The 1,207-nt window shown below is 67.7% G+C and carries 1 pseudogene; it reads right to left on the bottom strand.

From position 1 onward, the window contains the following. Positions 1–72 precede the first annotated feature (72 nt). A pseudogene (locus PGX04_RS17000) lies at positions 73–1,207 on the bottom strand (hypothetical protein); the annotation flags it as partial.

Here is a 1,207-nt window from a genome sequence, read left to right as displayed (position 1 = left end):
CGGTTCGACGCGAGCGGGCGGCGACGGGGTCCCGGCCGGAGGCCGGTTGGAATCGTCTCGCATCGCGGCCGTTCAGATCGCCTTCAGCGTCTCGTCGTCGGGCTCGTAACACTGGCCGCCCATCAGCGCGTCCTGGATGGCGTCCTCCACGTCGTCGGCGGACGCCCCCGTGTCGGCGGCGACCGTCTCGATCAGTTCCGTCCGATCGGCACCGTCGCCGCCGTCGAGGTCGTTCATCGTCTCGACGACGGCGGCTTCGAGATCGACGTCCTCAGCCGGTTCATCGTCCTCGACTGGCTCATCGTCGGGTTCGGTGCCGTCGGCTTCGGACTCCTCGTCGGTTCCGGGCGCTGACTCGGCGGCTTCGTCCGATTCCGCTTCCTCGAGTCCGGATTCCGGTGGTGTACCGATATCGTCGTCGGGCTCGTCGGATTCCGCACCGGTGGTCACGTCGCCGTCGTCGGATTCGGCGTCGTCCGGTTCTGATTCCCCCTCGAGCTCGTCGACCGCGGCGTCTTCGGGCTCGGGAACGTCGATTCCCGCTTCCCCGGGCTCGTCGACCTCCGAGCCGGCGGTGAACTCCGTGCCGAACTCCTCCTCGAGCTCTTCGCGTTCCGACTCGTCCATCTCGTACATGCCGTCGTCGACATCGCCGGCGTCGAAGTCGCCGAGTTCGTCGTCGGCTTCGTCGGATTCAGCCGCTGTGACGTCGGCAGTCTCGTCGTCGACCTCGTTCGCCGACTCGTCACTGCGTGCCGTCTCGGCACCGTCGTCCTCGGTTTCGAGGGTGTCGGCTGCCGTCTCGCCCGCATCGACTTCAACGTCCGATTCGTCAGTGTCGTCCGACTCGGCGGCACCGTTCAACTCGTCGGCACCGTCGAATTCGTCGGTGTCCACCTCGGCATCGGGTTCTGCCTCGGCGTCCGCAGTCTCGAGTTCCGCATCGATGTCGGTAGTCGCGGGATCGTCACTCGTCGCCGTTCCAGTCGCGGAGCCGGAATGGGCGTCGGGGTCTGCCGCAGCCGTGCCGCTTCCGTCGGTCGTCGCCGCGACCGGCTCCGTCGCCTCGAGTTCGGATTCGGGTTCGGACTCGGATTCGGACTCGACGCTGGCCTCGAGCGCGTCGGTATCGACGCCGTCGAGATCGGCGAGCGAGGCGAACGTCGCGTCGTACTCGGGACTCGTCGCGTCGGGTGCGAGAGCGAGT

The organism is Natrinema soli (genome assembly GCF_028618695.1).
Note: the sequence above shows the minus strand (reverse complement) of the source record. Positions and strands in the feature narration are given on the sequence as shown.